The following is a 20413-nucleotide window of genomic DNA, read 5'->3' as shown; positions in this document are numbered from 1 at the left end:
TGTTTGATGGGAGTCGATCGCTGGGACAGGATATAACAGTCAAATTTTTGGCGCGTGAGACTCTTTCGTATTCCTGGTTTTTTTAACAACCTTAGGGCGTTTAAAAATTAAACTATTTTGGTCGTACTTCGAGTCGTGGCTCAGAGTCACAAGTTCCCACCCATCCTCCCCCAACTGATTGACAAATAGATGTAGCGAGCCTTGTTTCCAATCTCGCTGTTCTTCACCGTTTACATATAAACTAATCAGCTTGTTTCCAAAAGGATACATATTCGCATCGACAAATAAATACTCCCACTTTTGCATAGCAATCCTTAATGTAGTTAGTCATCAGTCATTAGTCATTAGTCATGCCCAATTCCCAATTCCCAATCCCCAATTCCCTGTATTCACGACACGGAAGTCACGGGTACAAGAATAGCTGTTTTTCTCTTCTTCCTTCCCCCTTCCCCCTTCTTCCTTATTGCTTATTCCTGATTCCTGATTCTTTCTTTCTTGCCCATTCCCAGCAGTTACTGCACTGCAATTCTAGCCAAAGCAGTACCCCGGTAATAGTGCAACAAAATCTGCTGGTAGCCGTATCCCTGCCTGGCCAAATTGTAGGCCCCCCACTGACTCATTCCCACAGCGTGACCGAAACCTTTGCCAGCAACTTGAAAACCGGTAGGAGCTTGGCCCCTGTTCCTTGCGATCGCACTGCCCCCGTACTGAGGAATCACAGTAAAGCGGGTACTCCTCAAATTTAGAACCCGGCGTAAATCTGCGCCACTCATGACCCTAGAACCTCCATCTCCGATTACTTTCATCCTCAAAACGCTGCCGTAAGCGGTAGTGCGTTCTGGCTTCATCGAGATCACATTGCCCACGCCAGAAATCTTGCTGCTGATTTGAGCCCGGGAAAAATTTTCTTTCCACTGGTAAACGGGCGCTCCTTGGTCGAAGTCAGGAACAGCACGCAGGTAAGGCAGGGGTTCCGTCCAAACATCCTCGACATTTTCAGTATGTCCCCCAGACGCAGAGTGGAAAACGGCTAAAATAATCTGACCGTTGTAGGCAAGAACTTGACCTGCGGTTGCATCGACTGCGGAATAAGTGCCAGAAGATTCTGTTTGCAGTCCTTTGTAAACCTGCGAAGACTGAGTATTGTCCACGTCGTAAAGCTCGGTTTCGCTTTTGAGGCGCTGGTGGATAGCGTAGGAACGGGCGGCGACAGCTTGGGCTTTCAAAGCTTCAATAGGCCAATTGCCACTCATTTCGGCACCGAGAACACTGTAGAGATATTGTTCGATATCGACGTAGTTGACGGCAGTCAAGCCTCCTTTTTCGGGAACTAGAAGCGTGCGTCCCCGATACCAGCGATCGCCAATCCAAACATAACCGTTCCCCGTCGGCTCGATCCAAACTTGGTTGGCCGCCCAGCGACCAATTGCCACTGTTCCCGATCGAAATTGAGCTGACTGAGAACTGTTTGCCGGCAGTTCGCCCAAATTGCGCCCGCTACCGTCGCGGATTGCAGCTTTGGTAGAACTGCCGACTTTTAACTGACTTGCCCCGTCTTGTACGGCTACTCGCAAGATCAGCGCTGCCTGGGCTGGGGCTACCATTACCAGCCAAAACAATAGCGAAATCCAAAAGTAGCGTTTTTTTAATGTCGAAAGAACGGAAGCAAAAAATACTCCTGACTGCATTTGAAAATTTTCCTTTTATGCTGTATATGTTTGACAAGTTTTAAGGGGAAGCTGGGGTTCGGGAAAAAGGAAGAGGAACGAAAGAAAGAAAACGTTAGAATTGGGTTTGGCACTCTGTGCCGTTGTCGAAAATGATTTTAGCAACTAGATGTTCGCAGGAACAGCGATTTATCCCGGTTCCTGGCTGCGACTATTTCCTGTATGTCGGATTTGCCGCACTCTGGATATATGTAACATATTTTTAAAGACTTAATTGAGGTGATTTGACTCTTGCAGATTACATTTCTCGGAACTAGCTCCGGCGTCCCCACGCGATCGCGCAACGTTTCCAGCATCGCCCTCCGCTTGCCCCAGCGAGCGGAACTCTGGCTGTTTGACTGCGGCGAAGGAACTCAGCACCAGTTTCTCCGCAGCGATCTCAAAGTCAGCCAACTAAGCCGCATTTTCATTACTCACCTGCACGGCGACCATATTTTCGGCTTAATGGGTTTGCTGGCTAGCTGCGGTTTGGCGGGGAATGTCAAGCGCATCGATCTTTACGGGCCTCCGGGACTTGAAGAATATTTGCAAGCTGGCGTTCGCTATTCTCAAACTCATTTTTCTTATCCGGTTAAGGTACACAAAATTCACGAGGGAGTCATCTATGAAGATGACGAATATATTGTTAGCTGCGGCCCTTTGAAGCACCGAGTTACTGCTTTTGGTTATCGAGTAACTGAGAAAGACCGTCCGGGACATTTTGATGTAGAAAAAGCTAAGGCTGTGGGTATTCCTTCCGGGCCACTTTACGGTCAATTAAAACAAGGAAAGACGGTAAAGTTAGAGGACGGGCGACAGTTTAAAGGTACTGATTTTTGCGGCCCGGATCAAATCGGGCGCAAGTTTGTGTATTGTACGGACACGGTTTTTTGTGACGGGGCCGTGGAATTGGCGAAGGATGCCGATTTGTTGGTGCATGAAGCTACTTTTGCTCATCAAGATGCTCAAATGGCCTTCGATCGCCTGCATTCAACTTCGACAATGGCGGCTCAAGTGGCTTTGACGGCTGGGGTAAAACAGTTAATTATGACGCATTTTAGCCCGCGTTACGCTCCGGGGAATGCGATCGTCCTGGATGATTTGCTCAAGGAAGCGCAGGCTATTTTTCCGAATACGAAAATGGCCTATGACTTTTTGACTTACGAAGTGCCGCGCCCTGTTTAAAACTAGGGTTTATCTGGCGTGAGATGTGACAGCTTTTTTCATAAGGGCGATCGGGGCGGGCTAGGAGGGCCCGTTCAAAAATTACGCATTGGCTGTGCTGTTTTGGAGTGGTTGAAATCTCAAGGTCATGGTAAAATGTAAAAACTAATTGTATCTATGGTGTTTTATGTCTAATCTTGAATTATTAGCCCAACTTCGGCAATTGTCTCGTGCTGAAAAGTTTCAAATGATGCTGTTTTTAATAGCAGAATTGGCGAAACAAGAAGGAATTGTAATGGATAATGAATCTGTTGAAATTATATATTCAGTGCATACTTCTAATAGTGCAGCAGAGCAATTGACGCAGTTACTAGAAATAGAACAGAAACAAACTCAAAATGTTTAATAGTAGGCGATATCCTTTTCAACCTAAACGAGATGAATGGGTGTTTTAGCTGATGTTCCGTATCGGCCTTTAACACTAACTTATCAAAATCGTTCTGTTGAGGTTATGGGTTTACTGGATACAGGATCTAGTGTAAATGTTTTGCCCTATAATGTTGGGGTGCAGTTAGGGGCCATTTGGGAAGAGCAAAGATTTTCTGTTACTTTAGCGGGGAATTTAGCGAGTGCTGAAATGAAAGGGTTATTAGTCTTGGCAAAAGTAGGGGACTTTGAGCCAGTTCAGTTAGCTTTTGCCTGGACTAGGCTGAATAATATTCCGATTATTTTAGGGCAAACTAATTTTTTTACTGAGTTTGATGTTTGTTTTTATGGGTCACAATTAGCGTTTGAAGTGTGTCCTAAATTTAAGGATGGTTGAGATTATCAATCTTTTAAAAAGCTGCGTTGCAGCCCGGTATATACAATGGAAAATTTTAATTTTTTTTGATTCGATATTGACAGGACATAAAATATGCAGTAAATTATGAAATAAGATAAAAAATTATCACAATAGTTAGAGAAATGAAAAACGAGTTGATCGCTGGAATCGCTGCACTTGGTGGTTCGTCATTGGGTTCAATTACAATAGCCACCGTACCTATAGCCACTACTGCAACAGTGCCTGCTGCTGGTGTCGCAGGTTGGTTGGGCTTGACAACCACAGCAACAACTATTGTGGCTGCTCCAGTGACTCTCTCAGTTGCAGGAATTGTGGCAGCAGGGGCACTTTTAACATACGGAGGTTATCAAGCTTATAAGCTCGTCAATAAAAATCAGTAACCGTTTTTTTGAGTACAGGACTTACGCATCTATTGTCTGTCATTGTGATCCCGACCCGGAGTTTACCCTTGAACGGAGTGAAGGGTTCTGCAAGTAAACTCCGCGAAGAATCGAGCGAGATTCTTCGGTTCGCTCAGAATGACATAATTACCATGACTTCCCGTTGCTCTAAAATCTCCTCATCCGCCTTCGGGCTATACACCTAATCCACAAACTGCCCGCATAACGCCCCTACTCAATAGTTTGTGGAAATGATTTGCTTAATCAGCAAGGGACAAGAAAAGTCAATTATTCAATCCAAAATCTAAAATCTAAAATCCAAAATCGGTCGATCGACCGCAGCGACGGCCCAGGAGAGCCAATGGTTGCTACAATCGGGGAGGGTATATGTTGTGGCTAACACTACAGCCCGTAACCCTGAAAGCTAATAGCTAAATTATTAAAAATCTGCCTCTCCTGCCATGTTTAAAAATCTGCTAGGCGATCCCAACGCGCGCAAACTGAGAAAATTTCAGCCTTGGGTCGCTGATATCACTATCCTGGAAGAAGAAATCCGCGCACTCTCAGACGACGGCCTGAAAGGTAAAACGGCGCAGTTTCAAGAACGTCTGGCAAAAGCTAGATCTCTCAACGAAGAAAAAGAGATCCTAGACGAAATCTTGCCAGAAGCTTTTGCAGTGGTGCGGGAAGCGGGACAGCGGGTTTTGGGACTGCGCCACTTTGATGTCCAACTCCTCGGCGGCATCATTCTGCACAAAGGCCAAATTGCCGAAATGAAAACCGGTGAGGGTAAAACTCTGGTGGCGACGCTGCCGGCTTACCTCAACGCCCTTAACGGTAAAGGCGTACATATCATTACTGTCAACGATTATCTCGCCAGGCGGGACGCGGAATGGATGGGGCAGGTGCACCGCTTTCTGGGATTGACTGTAGGACTGATTCAGCAGGGCATGGATCAGGTGGAACGCAAGAAAAATTATAACTGCGATATTACCTACGCGACTAACAGCGAGGTGGGCTTTGATTATTTGCGGGACAATATGGCTACTGTTATGGAAGATGTAGTGCAGCGTCCTTTTAATTTCTGCGTGATTGATGAAGTTGACTCGGTGCTCATCGATGAAGCTAGAACGCCTCTAATTATTTCGGGTCAGGTGGAACGCCCCAGCGAGAAGTATCTGCGGGCGGCTGAGGTAGCTGCTGCTCTGAGAAAAGACAATGAAGAACATTATGAGGTTGACGAAAAGGCTCGGAATGTGCTGTTGACCGATGAAGGGTTTGGTGAGGCTGAGCGGTTGTTGGGCGTTACGGATTTGTACGATCCGGCAGATCCTTGGGCGCATTACATTTTTAATGCGATTAAGGCGAAGGAATTGTTTATTAAGGATATTAACTACATCGTCAATGCCGATCGCGAAGTGGTGATTGTCGATGAGTTTACCGGCCGGGTGATGCCGGGACGGCGCTGGAGCGACGGTTTGCACCAGGCGATCGAAGCGAAGGAACGGGCGGAAATTCAGCCGGAAACTCAGACGCTGGCGACGATTACTTATCAGAATTTCTTTTTGCTTTATCCCAAGCTGTCGGGGATGACTGGGACGGCGAAGACTGAGGAGACGGAGTTTGAGAAGATTTACAATCTGGAAGTGACGCAGATTCCTACTAACCGGATTACGAGCCGCACTGACCTTTCAGATATGGTTTACAAGGCGGAGGCCGGGAAGTGGAATGCGATCGCCCAAGACTGTGCAGAAATGCACGAACTCGGTCGGCCGGTACTGGTGGGAACTACGAGCGTGGAAAAATCGGAGTTGCTGTCGAGGCTGCTGCTGGAACGCAAAATTCCTCACAATTTGCTCAATGCTAAACCGGAAAATGTGGAACGGGAGTCGGAAATTATCGCTCAAGCCGGACGCAAGGGTGCTGTGACGATCGCCACGAACATGGCGGGGCGCGGTACAGACATCATTTTGGGCGGTAATTCGGAGTACATGGGCCGCCTGAAGTTGCGCGAGTATCTTATGCCCCGGATCGTGCGGCCCGATGATGAGGACGGGTTTTCGCTAGTGCAAGTGCCCGGTATTGGCGGCCGCCCCGCAGCTCAAGGTTTTGGTCAAACTGCCAAAAAGGTTAAGTCTTGGAAAGCTTCGGCGCAGATTTTCCCGACGCAGCTATCGAAAAATGCCGAGCAAATGCTCAAGGCGGCGGTGGAATTGGCGGTGAAGGAGTACGGGGAGCGATCGCTCTCGGAATTGGAAGCCGACGACATCGTGGCTGTAGCTTCGGAAAAAGCGCCGACAAAAGACCCGGTAATTCAAAAATTGCGGGAAGCTTACAATTTAACCCGCAAGGAATACGATGCTTTTACCAGCACCGAACACGATGAAGTCGTGCAGTTGGGAGGCTTGCACGTCATCGGTACCGAACGCCACGAATCGCGCCGGATCGACAATCAGTTGCGCGGCCGGGCGGGACGCCAAGGAGACCCGGGTTCTACGCGGTTTTTCTTGAGTTTGGAAGACAATTTGCTCAGGATTTTCGGGGGCGAACGGGTGGCCGGTTTGATGAAGGCTTTCGGTGTTGAGGAAGATATGCCGATCGAATCTGGAATGCTGACTCGTTCCCTCGAAGGCGCTCAGAAAAAAGTCGAAACCTACTATTACGATATCCGCAAGCAGGTATTTGAATACGACGAAGTGATGAACAATCAGCGTCGAGCAATCTATGCGGAACGTCGCCGAGTATTGGAAGGTTTGGACTCCAAGGAACAGGTAATTAGGTATGCCGAACAGACGATGGACGACATCGTGGGAGCATACATCAATCCCGATTTACCTTCGGAAGAATGGGAACTCGACAAACTCGTCAGCAAAGTGAAGGAATTTGTTTATCTGCTGGCTGACATGACACCGGATCAGCTAGAAGATTTGTCCGTTGAGGAAATTAAAACATTCCTGCACGAACAAGTCCGCAATGCTTACGACATTAAAGAAGCGGAAGTTAATGCAATTCGAGCTGAATTGATGCGCGATGCGGAACGGTTCTTTATTTTGCAGCAAATTGATACTTTGTGGCGGGAACATTTGCAACAAATGGATGCTTTGCGCGAGTCTGTAGGGCTGCGCGGTTACGGTCAGAAAGATCCGCTGATCGAGTACAAAACTGAAGGTTACGAGCTGTTTTTGGACATGATGACGGATATCCGCCGCAATGTGGTTTATTCGCTGTTCCAGTTCCAGCCGCAGCCGGCAATGCAAGTTTCGCCAGAGATGGTTTAAAAATAGTTAACAGTTGACAGTTGACTGTTAACAGTTGACAGTTGACTGTTAACAGTTGACAGTTGACTGTTAACAGGCTCTTCCTGGAAGTTGCAGATTTGAGATTAAAGCCAATCTTCTTGATCGCTTTTTTGTTTCCTGTAAACTTCACCTTTGGCGTGAATTTTACGGGTTTGTTCGTAAAGACTTTCTTCCGTATAATTCCATTTTTGCAGGACTTTTTTTAAGTCTGATTGAATATCTCTAGCGCCGGGAAAGCCTCGGTAGCGAATTATTAATCTTGCTAATTCCGATAAATTGTAGTCGGTTGCTTCTCCTGCTAATAAAGTATCGACACTGGCTCGATCGCGCTTGTATTGCGGATGCTGCTGATCTTGAGTTTTTTCTACTGAATCCATACTATTTATATTTCCCAATCATCTGAAAATGTTGCTACAAGCAACCGCCACCCAAAAGCGCGGACATAAATAACCTAATGAATAGAGTCTTAAATCCGCGCTTCATAAACGGTTTGATTCGGGTATCATAACAGTCAACAGTCAACAGTCAACAGTCAACAGTCAACAGTCAACTGTTTAAATTGTCGCTTCAGTCATCCCCAGAAATTTTTGTGTTTGTTCAGTAATACCAAATAGCCGATCGCCATGACAAAAGATTTCCCAGGCGCGAATTCCCATAAAGCCAATACCTGCAACCGCCAAGGGCATCGCTGCGGCACCTAAAAGCGCGGCAATGGGGGGAAATATCATGCACAGTGTTAACAGAATGCCAGTAATAACACCACCAGCAATGCCAGCTTTAGCGGTGGCGGTGGCGACTTCTTCCACTAACTCTGACTGGGTAATTTTCCCTTCCACGCACAATAGCGAGTTTTCTAAGATAGAAAATACTAACTCAATTACTGCTGCTGCGATCGCCCCTTTCATTGCAGCCCCAACGATTTCGGCAACTGCTGCTTTAAACGCTGCATCCGCTAAAACTTGCTTAGCGACTGCTAATTCTGCGGCAGTCATGTCTGCACCACCGCGAGCACGATTCACCCAAAAATATTCAAAAATCCCGTTAGCAGCTTCGCTTCCGCCTCCATTGACGTGCGCTTGGATGTGACTCCAATCTTTATCTTGACAGAAGTTGCGAATGGCTTCTGGGCCTTGGGCACGAATTTGGGCGGGTATGGATTCAAATACTTTTGCTGCTTCTTGAACATTTCGGATGCCGTTACGCATCCCAGCCCTCGCAAATTTGCATTGCAGATTTGTTGGCAGGTTCTCAAAACGAATGTTGTGTGCTATTTTAAAAGCTTCTTGAGTGGCGATCGCCCCGGCACTAACCATTGAACTTGGCGCTGATTGTACCCACGCCGTTAATACAGTTGCACTTTCCTCAACTTTTGCAGCGATTTCGTTGGCTAAGTTTTGGGTATCGGCAACAGTTTCTCGTACTTTAGCCGTTAGCAATTCGAGCGGATTCTGGTTAATTTCCATTTCGATCCAGCTTGCATCGTTAATGATTGAATTATTCTGACTATAACATTCCCCTTCAACTAAGTGTTATTTGTTACTCAGTAGCTTCTAACTCGGGTTGTAAATTTAGAGCTTTTTTTTGATAAAATAAACCTTCATTTATTCGCCCTTGTTCTTCCAAAATTTTGCCTAAATTCCAATAAGCTGCTGCTAAATCTGGTTGAATAGCAATAGCTTTTTGATAGTACATTATGGCGTCATCGAGCAGCCCTTGTTTGTAAAACATACTGCCCAAATTAACATAAGCTTCGACAAAATTAGGGTTGTATTCTATCGCCTTGGAGTAGGCACGAATTGCCGCGTCTATTTTGCCTTGGGCTTGCAAGACATTGCCTAGGGTTTTGTAGGCGGCGGCGAAATTGGGTTGCTGACGAAGTGCTTGGTAACAGGATGCGATCGCCTCTGCATATTTCTGTTGCGTATAATAAATTTCAGCTATCTTGTTGAGTGCGATCGCACTCTCCGCTGGAATGGCTAGTAATTTTTGATATTGAGCGATCGCCTCATCGAAATTACCCGATTGTTTGAGTCTATCGCCCGCTTCTAAATGCTGCGAGACTAACTCGGAATTTACGGTCATAGATTTTAGTTGGACAGGCGATATCACTTTAGCACAAACAGGACTTACCCAGAAACCCTATTTATAGTTGCGCCGAAGAGCACGTTACTACTATAGATAGTGTAAAATCGGTGAGAGCAATCTAAAATTTAAAATCTAAGATCTAAAATTCCATGACATCACTAACAGGAAAAGTAGCAATTGTGACCGGTTCCTCGCGGGGAATAGGACGCGCGATCGCCCTCCGATTATCCCAAGAAGGCGCATCGGTTGTAGTCAACTACGCCAGAGGATCTGAGCAAGCAAAAGAAGTTGTGTCAGCGATTGAAGCAGCAGGCGGCAAAGCATTAGCCGTGCAAGCCGATGTCAGCAAAACCGCAGAAATTCGCGATTTGTTCGATCGCACTATCGAAACCTATTCACGAGTCGATATTTTAGTCAATAATGCGGGAGTAATTCTTTACAAACCTGTAGCAGAAGTTACTGAAGCAGAATTTGACAATATTTTTGCAGTTAACGTTAAAGGCACGTTTTTTGCTTGTCAAGAAGCTGCTAAACGCATGGCGGAGGGAGGAAGAATTATTAATTTTTCCAGTTCGACAACCGCGATAATGATGCCAACTTACGCAGCTTACGTGGCGACAAAAGGCGCGGTGGAACAGCTAACTCGATCGCTGGCTAAGGAATTGGGCGATCGGCAAATTACAGTAAATGTCATTTCTCCTGGTCCAACGGATACAGAACTTTTCACTGTCGGCAAAACCGCCGAAGAAATACAAAAATTTACTAAAATGATAGCTTTAGGAAGACTGGGAGAAGTGGAAGATATTGCAGATGTAATTGCATTTTTGTGCAGCGAACAAGCCCGGTGGATTACCGGACAAAATATCCGCGTTAACGGCGGAATAGCGTAATTTTGTCAAGTAGTTGATTGCAGAAGATACAGCATATTCCAGGTAAATGAAGTACATTCAATATCCCCGTAGGGACACGGCACTGCCGTGCCCTTACCTTACCCGCAGTACGTTTAGCCGTCATGATACGATCGGGATTAAAATTTAAAAATCCCGCCCATTGTTGCCCTAAACAATCAGGAGAAAAAAACGTGAAAGCCGCTTACTACGAACAAATCGGCAACGCCAAAGATGTCCTCAAAATTGGCGAAATCGATGTACCCGAATTAGGTGCAAATGAAGTGCTGATTAAAGTACACGCATCCGGCATTAACCCATCTGATGTCAAGCAGCGCAGCGGTTGGGGCGGACTGACAATCCGACACCCGCGAGTCATTCCCCACAATGACGGTGCTGGGGTAATTGAAGCAGTAGGAAAAGACGTGTCGCCGTCAAGAATTGGCGAACGAGTTTGGATTTATGAAGCCACATTGCCCCGCCCCTTTGGCACGGCGGCAGAATATGCTGTAGTATCCAGCGAAAAAGCTGTTTTGCTGCCAGATAATACAGAATTTGTAGCAGGTGCTTGTTTAGGAGTTCCGGCGATGACAGCTCACAATTGCGTGTTTAAAGATGGTGCTGTAACTGGGAAAACAATATTAGTTACAGGCGGCGCGGGTGCAGTTGGAAATTATGCGGTTCAATTAGCAAAATGGGGCGGCGCAAATGTTATTGCAACTGTAAGTTCGGCTGAAAAAGCAGAACTTGCAAAAACTGCGGGAGCAGATTATACTGTTAATTATAAAACCGAAAATGTAGCGACACGAATTAAAGAAATGACGAAAGGGGAAGGAGTCGATCGCGTAATTGAAGTGGATTTTGCTAGCAATCTCGAAACCAACTTAAAAGCCCTCAAGCGCAACGGTGCGATCGCTACTTACGCTTCTGATTCCGATATAACGCCTCAAATTCCTTTTTATTCATTAGTTTACAAAAATCTAACCGTTCATTACGTGCTAGTTTATGTGATGGACAAAGCAGCCCATCAAAAAGCGGCGGCAGATATTACAACTTGTTTGCAAGCAGGAGTTTTGCGCCACGTTATCGCTGAAAGCTATGGTTTAGACGAGATTGTCAAAGCGCACGAAATGCAGGAAAGCGGAAGGGCGATCGGCAATTTGGTTTTAGTTGTCAGTCATTAGTCGTCAGTCATCAGTCAAATTTATTTGCATCCCATCGGCGTCGAACCGCCTTCGGAAGCGGTTAAAAATGAAATTACGATCGCCCAAGCCAGCAGTAGCTCGATCGAGTTATATCAAATCCGGTAGCATCGGAATTAATATTACCCACAGTCAGGACACGGCAGTGCCGTGTCCCTACAATAATCGGGGTAGGGACACGGCACTGCCGTGTCCTGGGTATCATTCCGATGCAACCGGAAACGATATTACTGCTTGCCTAACTCAGGGCGATCGCACAAATCAAGGAGACAGCCGCCACACCTTAATCGTGTCGTCAAAACTGCCGCTGATCAGAGTCTTGTCTTGAGGATTAAAAGCCAATTCCACCCAAGTAGAATGACCTTTTAGCGTACCGGGTTCCCCGCCATCCATCGCCCACAGCTTGATAGTCCCGCTCAAATCGGCGCTGGCAAGCGTCTGACCGTCGGGACTGAAAGCTAGAGACTGAATTCGATCGGCATGACCGGTAAAAGTCACCTCACCCGAAGGCTGAGGCCCGTGTTCCGTGGTGATATCCCAAATCCTCACCGTATTGTCCCAACCGCCGCTGCCCAAAATGTTACCGTCAGGGTTGACAGTAAGAGCCGAAACAGCATCGGCATGACCCGTGAGAGTTGCTTGGAATTCCCCAGTCTTCCAATTCCACAGCTTGATAGTACCGTCGCCGTTGCCAGTAAAGAGAGTGTCTTTATAGGGACTGAAAGCCACCGAATGCACCTGGTCAAAAACCCCTTTGAAGGTTTCCAACTCGGAACCGTCTTCCACTTGCCACAACTTCAAAGTATTGTCCTTACCGACACTGGCGAGGGCTTGGCCGTCGGGACTGAAAACCACCGAGAACACGCCGTCTTGGTTTCCGTCCACCGTCCGAATTAACTTACCCGAATAGAAATTCCACAATTTAATCGTACCGTCAGCGCTGCCGCTGGCGATCGTCCTGCCGTCGGGACTGACGGCCACCGACCACACGGGGCCCAAATGTCCTGTTAAAACCTTGAGCAGCTTGCCGCGACGCTTGTGCAGCAGGTGAATTGTGCCGTCGTTATTCCCGCTGACTATCACGCGGCCGTTGGGAGTGACTGCAACCGCCCAAACTGGGTTTTTGTCTTGATCCGCCAGAGTGCGCACTGCGGGCCCGGATTGGGACTCGCTACCACTGCTGAAATCCTGCATGGGGGGCGGATTGAACCGAATTTCAGGAATGCTAGAAACTGGTTCGCCAGAAGTGAAAGCCTGCGGTACTGGAGATGGCAAGCGAACACCCAGCAATACGGACAGCAGGGCAACCGCACTTGCTCCCCACATAGCTAAAGTCCACTTGGGTTTGCTGAGAATCACTTCTACCGGTGCCGGGCCGTATTTCATGTCTGTGAGAATTGCCTCGGTTGAGCGATAGCGTTTTGATGGTTCTCGCTGCACCATTTTATCCAGAATGCGGCCGAGTCGCGCCGAAACCGGTACTTTCAAATAATGCCTCCAGGCCCAACTGTCGGCTTTGATGTCAAACAAATCAAAGGGCGACATTCCCGTTAACAAGTGAATGCAAGTGACGCCCAAACTGTAGATGTCGCTACTCTTAATCGCTTGACCTTTAATTTGTTCCGGGGCCGCGTATTCGGCAGAACCTGTCACGGTTTCTGTTTTCAGCGGCCCGCTGTTTGCCGGAATTGCGGCACCGAAATCGACTAAAACTAGCCCAGAGGTACTTTCGTGGGAGAGGGGATGTAGATCCTCTTTCCCTGCCAAAGCTGGGGATGCTTGGGGAGTTTTGCGGTGAATAATATTGGACGGTTTGATATCTCCGTGAATCAGTTGATGTTCGTGAACAAATTGCAGGACTGGCAACAATTCGCTCAGCAGATACCAAATTTGAATTTCTTTAACAACACCTTTTTCTGAAAGCCGATCGGCTAAATTGCGGCCTTCGATGTATTCTTGCACTAAATACTGGCAGCCTTCGACTTCAAAAGATGCGAGCAGTTTGGGTATTTGGGGATGTTTCCCCAACTCGCCGAGAACTGAGGCTGAGCCGCGAAATGTCCGGTTGTGCTGTGTGCCACCGTCGGCGACTGCTGCGGGCGCGCAGAACTGTTGAATGACGCAGCGGGGTTGCGAAGGTTGGTCTTCATCGACGGCTAAGAAGGTGCGGCAAGCGAGACTTTGACCGAGGGTGTGAAAGACTCGGTAGCGACCTTTTAGCAGGAGGTTCGACTCGCAACTTTTGCAGACTGTCGCGCGATCGAGATTTTGGGGGTTCTGGCAATGGGGATTGGTGCAGTAACTCATTTGTCTTTCCGCTGGAGACCCCCCGTCCGACATACGCTTGCTGGTGGGGGAGGAAAGCGGGGCGGTGCGTGCCGCTTCCTGTGGACAAATTAAATAATTGGAATCTTTGCTTTATGATAATTGTTTCCCAGATTTTCGCCACACTTGCTTCAGTCGATCGCGCGTAAATAATTGCTGACTTTCCTGCGAGCGAGGTTTAATAGGTCGATCGTACGGGCGGGCAGGATGCCCACCCCACAAGAAAATTATTCTTTGTGGAACAGGCATCTTGCCTGTTCTTTAGAATGGTGCAAGATCTCAGTTGTTACCGTATTAAGCTATACTGTCATTGCGAATACTTGCATTGCGATCGCAGCAAAGCAATCGCGAGACAGTGCCAAATATCCGCGATTCTTTGTCCTATGGAGTCAATCTAAAACTTCAAATCTCAAATCGACTAACCGATTAAAAATTTGGCAAATTTAGCCAAACTAACTACTAACTTTTAACTATTACTTATGCCGTTAATTCGCGTACCCAAATCTTGGGAAATTCTCGACAACCAAATTACCCCAGAAACAGCCTTTCTCAACCGCCGCCGCTTCATGACAAATTTAATTGGCGCAGGCGTGACTGCTTCGCTGCTGCCGCTGACAGGCTGCCAAAGCAATGCTAGCTCAAAAACGGCTCTGGATCGAAGCTCAACCCAAGCATATTCTGGATTGAGCCGGAATCCTGCCTTTGCGAAAGTCGATCGAGCGATTACCGACGAAGCCTTAGCTACAAAATACAACAATTTTTACGAATACGGCGGCACAAAATCTATTTGGCAAGCCGCTCAAGCTTTGCCAACAGAAAACTGGAAAGTAGAAGTAAGCGGTTTAGTAAAAAATCCCCGCACTTATGATATCGACGACCTCTACAAAAAATTTCCTATCGAAGAACGAGTTTATCGATTTCGCTGCGTAGAAGCGTGGGCGATGGTAGTTCCTTGGGTCGGATTTCCCATGAAATTACTGATGGCTGATGTCGAACCGCAATCGAAGGCTAAATTCGTTCGCTTCACCTCATTTTACGACCCCAAAATTACTCCCGGTCCCGGTTTGATGTCGCAATTTTATCCTTGGCCTTATACCGAAGGTCTGCGAATTGAAGAAATGGCCAACGATTTAGCATTTTTTGCCACAGGCTTGTACGGCAGACAACTACCTAAGCAAAATGGTGCGCCGCTGCGGCAAGTGATTCCTTGGAAATACGGTTTTAAGGGCGCAAAGTCAATTGTAAAAATTGAATTTGTCGAACAACAGCCCGCAACTTTTTGGAATACAATCGGCCCCAACGAATACGCTTTTGAAGCAAATGTCGAACCCGACAAGCCGCACCCCAGATGGTCGCAAGCCAGCGAACGGATAGTCGGCCCCGGTAACAGTTGGTCGTGGGAAACTCGCCCGACTTTGCCCTATAACGGTTACGGCGAATATGTAGCTAGTTTGTACAGTTAATTAAGTACGCGAGATGTAATTCCCCTCGTTTCTAGGCTCTGCCTAGGAACGCAGATCCGGAGGCTCTGCCTCCTTATTCCCGCGAGGCAGAGCATCGGATTCAGGCATTCCCAGGCAGAGCCTGGGAACGAGAAAAAGGCAGAGCCTGGGAACGAGAAAAAATATCCTATTGCCCTCTATAATAAAAATTGATGAAGCTACCAAGGAATTGTTAAATGGTAACAACAACATCAACTCCAGTCGAGCAGCAAACTACCCCAGAAAACCGAGTTATTTTAAAAGGTGTCAGTTGGTCAACTTTTAAAGCATTGCTGGCAGATGTTGGGGACGATAGAGCTTGGAGAATCGCTTACGATGAAGGAGTATTAGAAATCAGGATGCCGCTGGAAGAACACGAAGAACCCAAACGACTGATAGAAAGCTTTGTGGAAGCCATTGTAGATGAGCTGGGAATTGAACTTAGGAGTCTTGGTTCACTGACTCTTGAACGAGAAGATTTAACTCGTGCTGTAGAACCTGATAGTTGTTTTTACATTCAAAATGAATCTTTAGTTAGAGGCAGAAATATCAATTTGCCAAATGACCCGCCGCCCGATTTAGCAATAGAGTCAGATTACACGAATTCTTCTATCAATAAGTTTACAATTTATGCTGCTCTTGGTGTTCCCGAACTTTGGAGGTATCGGCGGGAATCTCTGCAAGTTTATCAGCTTGTGGAGGGAAAATATGAAATGTGCGATCGCAGTTTAGCTTTTCCCTTTTTACCTGTTGCCGAAATTCCGGGTTTCATCGAACAAAGCCGAACAATAGGACAGCGCGCGGCAGTGCGTTTGTTTCGGCAAAGAATTAGAGAATTTTTACCGATTCAAAGTTAACGCAAAAATCAGACTGTAGTTTAAAAATTAGCAAATTAATTTAAATTACATCAGCGTTAATCGGCAGTTAAAAAAATCTTGAATTTCGATATAAAATCACTGGACAAACTCCTGCACTCTCTGCCAAACTCGCTCCAATAAATCTGGCGTGCTAACATCAAACCATTCAACTTCAGGATAAGCTCGAAACCAAGTCCGCTGTCTCTTCGCAAATTGCCGCGTGTGCAAAATTGTTAATTCTTTGGCTTCTTCAAGCTTAATGTCGCCCGCCAAATATTGTTTCATTTCCTGATAGCCCAGCGTGTTCAACAGTGGCAAGTCGCAGCCGTATTTTTTACACAAATATTCTACTTCAGCAATCCAACCGCGTTCTAGCATTTGTTCTGTGCGCTGTGCGATCCGATCGACCAAAACATCGATCGCGCAATCCAACCCAATTTGTAAAATAGGATAATTGGGAGGATTTTCGCCCTGCTGTTCCGAAATAGGGCGACCGGTGACATAAAATACTTCCAGCGCTCTTAAAGTTCTTACTGGGTCATTGAGGTGAATTTTCTCAGCGGCAGACCGATCGACCTGCTGCAACATCGCGTAACATTGAGATTGTCCGAGTTCGGCAAGTTGCGATCGCAATTCGGGCATGGGCGCTACTCTCGGAATTTTTAAACCGCGCACGATCGATTTAATATATAAGCCCGTCCCTCCCACCAACAACAGGGGGGGAGACAGGGGAAAATCGACAGCAGCAATTAAATTTTGAGCTTGTTGCTGGTAATCTGCTAGTGTCAGAGTTTCTGTCGGATCGCAGATGTCAATTAAGTGATGCGGTACAGAAGTGCGATCGACCGCCGTCGGTTTTGCGGTTCCGATGTCAAATTCGCGGTACACTTGACGCGAGTCCGCACTCAGGATCGAAGATTGCAGTCGCCCCGCCAAAGCCAAAGCCACTCCCGACTTCCCCGTCGCCGTCGCCCCGCAAATCGTAATTAATCTAGGCATAAGCTGTCGCACATTTCCCTATAAAAACTCTCAAATCCTCTCCTATCAATGCTTTCGCCTCTCTCCCTACACGGATTCACCGCGATCGGCCAGGGCAGTCCTCCAGCAATCTCAAAACTCTTCCCCTCCGTCCCCCCAATAAATTTCCCATCAGAAAGCCCTAGCATCGCCTTTAACGGTTTTGTGCTATAATTTTAGGAGTTTTCCCATTTTAGAAGCTTTCGGGGCTTTAGGCCTCATTATTGGAGCTATTTTTGTATGACCAGCAGCTACAGCGCCGACCAGATTCAAGTTCTCGAAGGTCTCGAAGCAGTCCGTAAACGACCGGGGATGTACATCGGTACCACCGGGCCGCGAGGACTCCACCATCTAGTTTACGAGGTTGTGGACAATTCCATAGATGAGGCGCTGGCTGGCCACTGCACTCACATCGAGATTGACATCAACGCCGACGGTTCCGTTACCGTGACAGACGACGGCCGGGGTATTCCCACCGGCATCGTTGCCAAGACTGGCAAATCGGGAATAGAAACAGTAATGACTGTACTCCACGCCGGCGGTAAATTTGGCGGTGGTGGCTACAAGGTTTCTGGAGGATTGCACGGTGTAGGTATTTCTGTTGTTAACGCGCTGTCCGAGTGGGTAGAAGTGACAGTTTGGCGCGACCAAAAAGAACATTTACAGCGCTACGAAAGAGGCAATCCAGTTACTGAACTTACTGCCAAGCCCAACAAAGGTACTCGCACCGGCACTTCAGTTTCTTTCTTGCCAGATACTCAAATATTTAGCACTGGCATTGAATTTGATTACACTATACTCGCCGGGCGCTTGCGAGAATTGGGTTACTTGAATGCGGGCGTGAGAATTACGTTTAGCGACCACCGTTTGGAACTGCTTAAAAGTAGCGAACCTCGCGTCGAAACATACTGTTATGAGGGCGGAATCAAGGAATATATCGCCTACATGAACCGCGAAAAGCAGCCTCTGCACGAAGAAGTGATCTACGTGCAAGGAGAACGCAACAACGTGCAGATAGAAGTGGCTTTGCAGTGGTGCGTTGATGCTTTTAGCGACAACGTTCTAGGTTTTGCTAACAACATTCGGACGATCGACGGAGGCACGCACTTAGAAGGTTTGAAGGCTGTTTTGACGCGGACGATGAATTCGATCGCCCGCAAGCGCAACAAAATCAAAGAAAACGAGCCCAACCTCGCCGGCGAAAACGTGCGCGAAGGTTTGACAGCAGTCATTTCTGTGAAAGTCCCAGACCCGGAATTTGAAGGCCAAACTAAAACTAAGCTAGGAAATACCGAAGTTCGGGGAATTGTCGATTCCTTGGTAGGCGAAGTATTGACAGAATATTTGGAGTTTCGCCCCCAAGTAGCGGACGCTATTTTGGAAAAAGCAATTCAGGCATTTAAGGCCGCTGAAGCCGCCCGCCGCGCCCGCGATTTAGTGCGCCGAAAATCTGTCTTAGAATCGTCTCCTTTGCCTGGAAAATTAGCGGACTGTAGTTCCAGAGACCCCGCCCTGTCTGAGATCTACCTGGTGGAAGGGGATTCTGCAGGCGGATCGGCCAAACAAGGGCGCGATCGCCAATTCCAAGCAATCCTGCCTTTGCGCGGTAAAATTCTCAACATTGAGAAAACCGACGACGCCAAAATCTACAAAAATAACGAAATTCAATCGTTAATTACAGCCCTGGGTTTGGGCATCAAAGGCGAAGAATTCGATCCGGGTCAATTGCGGTATCACCACATCGTAATTATGACTGACGCTGACGTAGATGGTGCTCACATCCGCACGCTGTTGCTGACTTTCTTCTACCGCTATCAGCGCGCACTTGTAGACCAAGGTTACATCTATATTGCTTGTCCTCCTCTCTATAAAGTGGAACGGGGACGCAATCATTACTACTGTTACAGCGATCGCGAAATGAACAATCTCGTCCGCAATGAATTTCCGGCGAATGCTAATTACACCATTCAGCGGTTCAAAGGTTTGGGCGAAATGATGCCGACACAGTTGTGGGATACGACGATGAACCCAGAAACTCGGACGCTGAAACGGGTGGAGATTGAAGACGCTGCTGAGGCCGATCGCATCTTTACGATCTTAATGGGCGATCGTGTCGCCCCCCGCCGCGAATTCATCGAAACCTACGGCCCCAAACTCAACCTCCTCGACTTGGACATCTAAATTAGCCAGTAGTCAGTAGTCATTAGTCATTAGTCAGTAGTCATTCGCTAACAACCAATGACTGAGGACTAATGACTAAACTGTTTGTGCCTTCTACCTTCGGATGCCTTCTGCTGAGTCTAGGTTTTGTTATAAAAATTAATACAATCTCTCATCAAATCGATCTAAGGTAAATGCTTAGGTAATTTTGAGATTTTTGGCGCATCCATCAACTACCACAAAAATAGAAGGTTGGACAATTTAGCATGAGCATCAATTTAGCGACCAAATTGCGTGAGGGAACCAAAAAGTCCCACACAATGGCAGAAAACGTCGGTTTTGTCAAGTGTTTTTTAAAAGGCGTTGTAGAAAAAACTTCTTACCGGAAGTTAGTAGGAAACCTCTACTTTGTCTACTCGGCAATGGAAGAGGAAATGGAACGCCAAAAGCAGCATCCGGTTGTTTCAAAAATTTACTTTTCTGAGTTGAATCGCAAACAAAGCTTAGAGCAAGATTTATTTTACTACTACGGTGCGAATTGGCGCGAACAAGTAGCTCCGTCAGCCGCAGCAAAAGCTTACGTGCAGCGGATTCACGAGATTTCGGCGACCGCACCAGAACTGTTAGTAGCTCACTCTTACACTCGCTACTTGGGCGATTTATCCGGCGGACAAATCCTGAAGGGAATTGCCCAGCGCGGGATGAATCTTTCCGAAGGAGAAGGCACTGCTTTCTATGAATTCCAGGATATTCCTGATGAAAAAGAGTTCAAAGCTAACTACCGTCAGGCAATGAATGAACTGCCGATTGACGAAGCCACAGCAGAGCGAATTGTTGACGAAGCTAATGCAGCTTTTGGCATGAACATGAAGATGTTCATGGAGTTAGAAGGCAATTTGATTAAAGCTGTCGGTCAGATGCTTTTCAATACCCTGACGCGGAAGCGCGGCGGTGGCAGTACCGAATTGGCAACTGCTGATTGAGTTAAAGCTCACTGGGGATAATT

Annotated in this window: 19 protein-coding genes; 12 read left to right on the top strand and 7 right to left on the bottom strand. The window is 47.1% G+C overall.

What is annotated here, in order from left to right; genetic code table 11:
- Window positions 1-39: 39 nt before the first annotated feature.
- Both QUB30_RS09045 and QUB30_RS09040 read right to left on the bottom strand, forming a co-directional pair.
- Window positions 40-306, bottom strand: a complete 267-nt coding sequence (locus QUB30_RS09045) for a hypothetical protein (RefSeq protein ID WP_333332075.1) — start codon at window positions 304-306, stop codon at window positions 40-42.
- Window positions 307-512: 206 nt separating this feature from the next.
- Entirely contained in the window at window positions 513-1688 is a 1176-nt protein-coding gene (locus QUB30_RS09040; RefSeq protein WP_333332072.1) for a SpoIID/LytB domain-containing protein, read from the bottom strand.
- Between the two features lie 270 nt (window positions 1689-1958).
- Here QUB30_RS09040 and QUB30_RS09035 point away from each other — a divergent pair, with 270 nt between their 5' ends.
- From QUB30_RS09035 to secA, 5 genes are all read left to right on the top strand, one after another.
- Entirely contained in the window at window positions 1959-2891 is a 933-nt protein-coding gene (locus tag QUB30_RS09035) for a ribonuclease Z (protein WP_333332069.1), read from the top strand.
- A 166-nt stretch (window positions 2892-3057) separates the two neighbouring features.
- Window positions 3058-3276, top strand: coding sequence for a hypothetical protein (locus tag QUB30_RS09030; RefSeq protein ID WP_333332066.1), 219 nt, complete (start codon window positions 3058-3060; stop codon window positions 3274-3276).
- Between the two features lie 36 nt (window positions 3277-3312).
- The gene (locus QUB30_RS09025) at window positions 3313-3693 is read left to right on the top strand and encodes a retroviral-like aspartic protease (RefSeq protein ID WP_333332063.1); all 381 of its coding nucleotides are present in this window, start codon (window positions 3313-3315) and stop codon (window positions 3691-3693) included.
- Between the two features lie 143 nt (window positions 3694-3836).
- On the top strand, window positions 3837-4094 hold the full coding sequence (locus QUB30_RS09020) for a hypothetical protein (protein ID WP_333332060.1): 258 nt from the start codon (window positions 3837-3839) through the stop codon (window positions 4092-4094).
- 461 nt (window positions 4095-4555) lie between these two features.
- On the top strand, window positions 4556-7372 hold the full coding sequence (gene secA / locus QUB30_RS09015) for a preprotein translocase subunit SecA (RefSeq protein ID WP_333332057.1): 2817 nt from the start codon (window positions 4556-4558) through the stop codon (window positions 7370-7372).
- Between the two features lie 104 nt (window positions 7373-7476).
- Here the strand turns inward: secA and QUB30_RS09010 are convergent, their stop codons facing one another.
- From QUB30_RS09010 to QUB30_RS09000, 3 genes are all read right to left on the bottom strand, one after another.
- Window positions 7477-7770: a DUF3288 family protein gene (locus QUB30_RS09010; protein ID WP_333332054.1), complete on the bottom strand. Its 294-nt coding sequence runs from the start codon at window positions 7768-7770 to the stop codon at window positions 7477-7479.
- A gap of 177 nt (window positions 7771-7947) precedes the next feature.
- A complete protein-coding gene (locus QUB30_RS09005; RefSeq protein ID WP_333332051.1) occupies window positions 7948-8856 on the bottom strand; it encodes a hypothetical protein in 909 nt (302 codons plus the stop codon).
- 73 nt (window positions 8857-8929) lie between these two features.
- Window positions 8930-9475, bottom strand: coding sequence for a tetratricopeptide repeat protein (locus tag QUB30_RS09000; protein WP_333332048.1), 546 nt, complete (start codon window positions 9473-9475; stop codon window positions 8930-8932).
- 152 nt (window positions 9476-9627) lie between these two features.
- Here QUB30_RS09000 and QUB30_RS08995 point away from each other — a divergent pair, with 152 nt between their 5' ends.
- The 3 genes from QUB30_RS08995 (at window position 9628) to QUB30_RS08985 (ending at window position 11895) form a co-directional block, all read left to right on the top strand.
- A complete protein-coding gene (locus tag QUB30_RS08995; protein WP_333332045.1) occupies window positions 9628-10368 on the top strand; it encodes an SDR family oxidoreductase in 741 nt (246 codons plus the stop codon).
- Window positions 10369-10559: 191 nt separating this feature from the next.
- Window positions 10560-11549 carry an NADPH:quinone reductase gene (locus QUB30_RS08990; protein WP_333332042.1) on the top strand — a complete coding sequence of 330 codons (990 nt, stop codon included), beginning with the start codon at window positions 10560-10562 and terminating at the stop codon, window positions 11547-11549.
- Window positions 11550-11616: 67 nt separating this feature from the next.
- A complete protein-coding gene (locus QUB30_RS08985; RefSeq protein ID WP_333332039.1) occupies window positions 11617-11895 on the top strand; it encodes a hypothetical protein in 279 nt (92 codons plus the stop codon).
- On the opposite strand, the gene QUB30_RS08980 is transcribed toward QUB30_RS08985, so the two are convergent.
- Window positions 11829-13874 (bottom strand): serine/threonine-protein kinase, encoded by a 2046-nt coding sequence (locus QUB30_RS08980; RefSeq protein WP_333332036.1) that lies wholly within the window; start codon window positions 13872-13874, stop codon window positions 11829-11831. The two genes, QUB30_RS08985 and QUB30_RS08980, sit on opposite strands and share 67 nt — an antisense overlap.
- 497 nt (window positions 13875-14371) lie before the next feature.
- Here QUB30_RS08980 and msrP point away from each other — a divergent pair, with 497 nt between their 5' ends.
- Both msrP and QUB30_RS08970 read left to right on the top strand, forming a co-directional pair.
- Entirely contained in the window at window positions 14372-15355 is a 984-nt protein-coding gene (gene msrP / locus QUB30_RS08975) for a protein-methionine-sulfoxide reductase catalytic subunit MsrP (protein ID WP_333332033.1), read from the top strand.
- A 215-nt stretch (window positions 15356-15570) separates the two neighbouring features.
- Complete coding sequence (locus QUB30_RS08970; protein ID WP_333332030.1) at window positions 15571-16230, top strand: Uma2 family endonuclease; 660 nt, start codon at window positions 15571-15573, stop codon at window positions 16228-16230.
- 96 nt (window positions 16231-16326) lie between these two features.
- Here QUB30_RS08970 and miaA read toward each other — a convergent pair whose 3' ends face one another.
- A complete protein-coding gene (miaA, locus tag QUB30_RS08965; RefSeq protein ID WP_333332027.1) occupies window positions 16327-17229 on the bottom strand; it encodes a tRNA (adenosine(37)-N6)-dimethylallyltransferase MiaA in 903 nt (300 codons plus the stop codon).
- Window positions 17230-17487: 258 nt separating this feature from the next.
- Between miaA and gyrB the strand changes: the two genes are divergently transcribed.
- Both gyrB and QUB30_RS08955 read left to right on the top strand, forming a co-directional pair.
- Window positions 17488-19428, top strand: coding sequence for a DNA topoisomerase (ATP-hydrolyzing) subunit B (gyrB, locus tag QUB30_RS08960; RefSeq protein WP_333332024.1), 1941 nt, complete (start codon window positions 17488-17490; stop codon window positions 19426-19428).
- Between the two features lie 245 nt (window positions 19429-19673).
- A complete protein-coding gene (locus QUB30_RS08955) occupies window positions 19674-20390 on the top strand; it encodes a heme oxygenase (biliverdin-producing) (protein ID WP_333332021.1) in 717 nt (238 codons plus the stop codon).
- Window positions 20391-20413: the final 23 nt, after the last annotated feature.

Source organism: Microcoleus sp. BROC3 (assembly GCF_036702515.1).
Lineage (GTDB): Bacteria > Cyanobacteriota > Cyanobacteriia > Cyanobacteriales > Microcoleaceae > Microcoleus.
Note: the sequence above shows the minus strand (reverse complement) of the source record. Positions and strands in the feature narration are given on the sequence as shown.

What these genes read in the sequence shown, in the direction of transcription:
- QUB30_RS09045 (WP_333332075.1), bottom strand. Translation starts at nt 306, where the DNA reads ATGCAAAAGTGGGAGTATTTATTTGTCGATGCGAATATGTATCCTTTT.
- QUB30_RS09040 (WP_333332072.1), bottom strand. Translation starts at nt 1,688, where the DNA reads ATGCAGTCAGGAGTATTTTTTGCTTCCGTTCTTTCGACATTAAAAAAA.
- QUB30_RS09030 (WP_333332066.1), top strand. Translation starts at nt 3,058, where the DNA reads ATGTCTAATCTTGAATTATTAGCCCAACTTCGGCAATTGTCTCGTGCT.
- QUB30_RS09025 (WP_333332063.1), top strand. Translation starts at nt 3,313, where the DNA reads ATGGGTGTTTTAGCTGATGTTCCGTATCGGCCTTTAACACTAACTTAT.
- QUB30_RS09020 (WP_333332060.1), top strand. Translation starts at nt 3,837, where the DNA reads ATGAAAAACGAGTTGATCGCTGGAATCGCTGCACTTGGTGGTTCGTCA.
- secA (WP_333332057.1), top strand. Translation starts at nt 4,556, where the DNA reads ATGTTTAAAAATCTGCTAGGCGATCCCAACGCGCGCAAACTGAGAAAA.
- QUB30_RS09010 (WP_333332054.1), bottom strand. Translation starts at nt 7,770, where the DNA reads ATGGATTCAGTAGAAAAAACTCAAGATCAGCAGCATCCGCAATACAAG.
- QUB30_RS09005 (WP_333332051.1), bottom strand. Translation starts at nt 8,856, where the DNA reads ATGGAAATTAACCAGAATCCGCTCGAATTGCTAACGGCTAAAGTACGA.
- QUB30_RS09000 (WP_333332048.1), bottom strand. Translation starts at nt 9,475, where the DNA reads ATGACCGTAAATTCCGAGTTAGTCTCGCAGCATTTAGAAGCGGGCGAT.
- QUB30_RS08995 (WP_333332045.1), top strand. Translation starts at nt 9,628, where the DNA reads ATGACATCACTAACAGGAAAAGTAGCAATTGTGACCGGTTCCTCGCGG.
- QUB30_RS08985 (WP_333332039.1), top strand. Translation starts at nt 11,617, where the DNA reads ATGAAATTACGATCGCCCAAGCCAGCAGTAGCTCGATCGAGTTATATC.
- QUB30_RS08980 (WP_333332036.1), bottom strand. Translation starts at nt 13,874, where the DNA reads ATGAGTTACTGCACCAATCCCCATTGCCAGAACCCCCAAAATCTCGAT.
- msrP (WP_333332033.1), top strand. Translation starts at nt 14,372, where the DNA reads ATGCCGTTAATTCGCGTACCCAAATCTTGGGAAATTCTCGACAACCAA.
- QUB30_RS08970 (WP_333332030.1), top strand. Translation starts at nt 15,571, where the DNA reads ATGGTAACAACAACATCAACTCCAGTCGAGCAGCAAACTACCCCAGAA.
- miaA (WP_333332027.1), bottom strand. Translation starts at nt 17,229, where the DNA reads ATGCCTAGATTAATTACGATTTGCGGGGCGACGGCGACGGGGAAGTCG.
- gyrB (WP_333332024.1), top strand. Translation starts at nt 17,488, where the DNA reads ATGACCAGCAGCTACAGCGCCGACCAGATTCAAGTTCTCGAAGGTCTC.
- QUB30_RS08955 (WP_333332021.1), top strand. Translation starts at nt 19,674, where the DNA reads ATGAGCATCAATTTAGCGACCAAATTGCGTGAGGGAACCAAAAAGTCC.